Annotated in this window: 2 rRNA genes; both read right to left on the bottom strand. The window is 48.5% G+C overall.

The features are described from left to right. Window positions 1-12: 12 nt before the first annotated feature. Window positions 13-128 (bottom strand): 5S ribosomal RNA (gene rrf, locus AB4140_RS18400). A 152-nt stretch (window positions 129-280) separates the two neighbouring features. Next, window positions 281-3172: ribosomal RNA gene (locus AB4140_RS18395) — 23S ribosomal RNA — on the bottom strand. Between the last annotated feature and the right edge of the window lie 280 nt (window positions 3173-3452).

Below are 3452 nucleotides of genomic sequence, written 5' to 3'. Positions count from 1 at the left end.
GAGAAATTAGGCGCTTGGCGATGACCTACTTTCACATGGGGAGACCCCACACTATCATCGGCGCGATTGCGTTTCACTACTGAGTTCGGGATGGGATCAGGTGGTACCACAATGCTATTGTCACCAAGCAAATTCTTGCTTTATTTACCGCAAATGCAGTAAATAATAATTCGGAAAGCTGTTTGAGTTCTTTTACTTTATCAAGTGCTTAAATTCTATCACTAAGTCTTTTGTAATAAATCTAGTTACCATCAACTCAGATAAAACTCATCTGGGTTGTATGGTTAAGCCTCACGAGTCATTAGTACAGGTTAGCTCAACGCCTCACAACGCTTACACACCCTGCCTATCAACGTCCTAGTCTCGAACGGCTCTTTAGAGGAATTAAATTCCTAGGGATGACTCATCTTAGGACTCGCTTCCCGCTTAGATGCTTTCAGCGGTTATCGATTCCGAACGTAGCTACCGGGCAATGCTATTGGCATAACAACCCGAACACCAGCGGTTCGTCCACTCCGGTCCTCTCGTACTAGGAGCAGCTTCCTTCAATCATCCAACGCCCACGGCAGATAGGGACCGAACTGTCTCACGACGTTCTGAACCCAGCTCGCGTACCACTTTAAATGGCGAACAGCCATACCCTTGGGACCGACTTCAGCCCCAGGATGTGATGAGCCGACATCGAGGTGCCAAACACCGCCGTCGATATGAACTCTTGGGCGGTATCAGCCTGTTATCCCCGGAGTACCTTTTATCCGTTGAGCGATGGCCCTTCCATACAGAACCACCGGATCACTATGACCTACTTTCGTACCTGCTCGACGTGTATGTCTCGCAGTTAAGCTGGCTTATGCCATTGCACTAACCGTACGATGTCCGACCGTACTTAGCCAACCTTCGTGCTCCTCCGTTACTCTTTGGGAGGAGACCGCCCCAGTCAAACTACCCACCAGGCACTGTCCCGAACCCCGATAAGGGGCCGCGGTTAGAACATCAAAACTACAAGGGTGGTATTTCAAGATTGACTCCACTCCATCTAGCGACGAAGCTTCAAAGTCTCCCACCTATCCTACACATGTAGGTTCAATGTTCAGTGCCAAGCTATAGTAAAGGTTCACGGGGTCTTTCCGTCTAGCCGCGGGTATACGGCATCTTCACCGCAATTTCAACTTCACTGAGTCTCGGCTGGAGACAGCGTGGCCATCATTACGCCATTCGTGCAGGTCGGAACTTACCCGACAAGGAATTTCGCTACCTTAGGACCGTTATAGTTACGGCCGCCGTTTACTTGGGCTTCGATCATGAGCTTCTCCGAAGATAACCCAATCAATTAACCTTCAAGCACCGGGCAGGCGTCATACCGTATACGTCATCTTGCGATTTTGCACAGTACTGTGTTTTTGATAAACAGTTGCAGCCACCTGGTATCTGCGACTGCCGTCAGCTTAGGGAGCAAGTCCCATCACCAACAGCAGCGTACCTTCTCCCGAAGTTACGGTACCATTTTGCCTAGTTCCTTCAGCCGAGTTCTCTCAAGCGCCTTGGTATTCTCTACCCGACCACCTGTGTCGGTTTGGGGTACGATTCCTACTAACCTGAAGCTTAGAAGATTTTCCTGGAAGCATGGCATCAACTACTTCATCACCTTAGTGACTCGTCATCAGCTCTCAGCCTAATGTAAACCCGGATTTGCCTAAGTTTACAGCCTACAACCTTAAACGCGGACTACCAACGCCGCGCTAGCCTAGCCTTCTCCGTCTCTCCATCGCAGTTAGCAGAAGTACGGGAATATTGACCCGTTTCCCATCGACTACGCCTTTCGGCCTCGCCTTAGGGGTCGACTCACCCTGCCCCGATTAACGTTGGACAGGAACCCTTGGTCTTTCGGCGAGGGAGTTTTTCACTCCCTTTATCGTTACTCATGTCAGCATTCGCACTTCTGATACGTCCAGTGTGGGTTACCCCTTCACCTTCAACCGCTTACAGAACGCTCCTCTACCGCTTGCTCATAAGAGCAAACCCATAGCTTCGGTGTATTGCTTAGCCCCGTTAAATCTTCCGCGCAGGCCGACTCGACTAGTGAGCTATTACGCTTTCTTTAAATGATGGCTGCTTCTAAGCCAACATCCTAGCTGTCTAAGCCTTCCCACATCGTTTCCCACTTAGCAATAACTTTGGGACCTTAGCTGATGGTCTGGGTTGTTTCCCTTTTGACGACGGACGTTAGCACCCGCCGTCTGTCTCCCGAGTAGTACTCACTGGTATTCGGAGTTTGCAAAGGGTTGGTAAGTCGGGATGACCCCCTAGCCTTAACAGTGCTCTACCCCCAGTGGTATTCGCTCGAGGCGCTACCTAAATAGCTTTCGAGGAGAACCAGATATCTCCGAGTTTGATTGGCCTTTCACCCCCAGCCACAAGTCATCCGCTAATTTTTCAACATTAGTCGGTTCGGTCCTCCAGTTGATGTTACTCAACCTTCAACCTGCCCATGGCTAGATCACTCGGTTTCGGGTCTACGCCTTGCAACTAAACGCGCAGTTAACACTCGGTTTCCCTACGGCTCCGCTATTCGCTTAACCTCGCTACAAAACGTAAGTCGCTGACCCATTATACAAAAGGTACGCAGTCACGGTCTCAAGAACCGCTCCCACTGCTTGTACGTACACGGTTTCAGGTTCTATTTCACTCCCCTCACAGGGGTTCTTTTCGCCTTTCCCTCACGGTACTGGTTCACTATCGGTCAGTCAGGAGTATTTAGCCTTGGAGGATGGTCCCCCCATATTCAAACAGGATGTCACGTGTCCCGCCTTACTCGTTTTCATCTATGGTTAGTTTTCATGTACGGGACTATCACCCTGTACCGTTGAGCTTTCCAACTCATTCCACTAACACCCCATAGACTTAAGGGCTAATCCCCGTTCGCTCGCCGCTACTAGGGGAATCTCGGTTGATTTCTTTTCCTCTGGGTACTTAGATGTTTCAGTTCCCCAGGTTCGCCTCATAACGCTATGTATTCACGTTATGATGACCACTTATGTGGCCGGGTTTCCCCATTCGGACATCGTTAGCTCAAATGCTTGTTACTAGCTCGCCAACGCTTTTCGCAAGTTACTACGTCCTTCATCGCCTCTGACTGCCAAGGCATCCACCGTATACGCTTAGTCACTTAACCATACAACCCAAATGAGTTTCACAAGGAAACTTAATCGTTGTCAGAGCGGGTAGCCCTAACAGCTGTATCGTAACTAGCTGGTTTATTACATAATTTGCATCTCTTGCGAGTACACAAATTCGCCTTAGTTTTTAGAATATTCAAGACACTTAATAAAGTGTTTTGAGAACTCAATGTATTATCAGAAAAGGATTAATTTCCCAATAATACGATTTGTAATTAATACAACGACAGACATCATCGTATTAAATACTATCAGCTTTCCAAATTGTTAAAGAAC

The organism is Shewanella sp. 10N.286.51.B2 (assembly GCF_041469265.1).
Lineage (GTDB): Bacteria > Pseudomonadota > Gammaproteobacteria > Enterobacterales > Shewanellaceae > Shewanella.
Note: the sequence above shows the minus strand (reverse complement) of the source record. Positions and strands in the feature narration are given on the sequence as shown.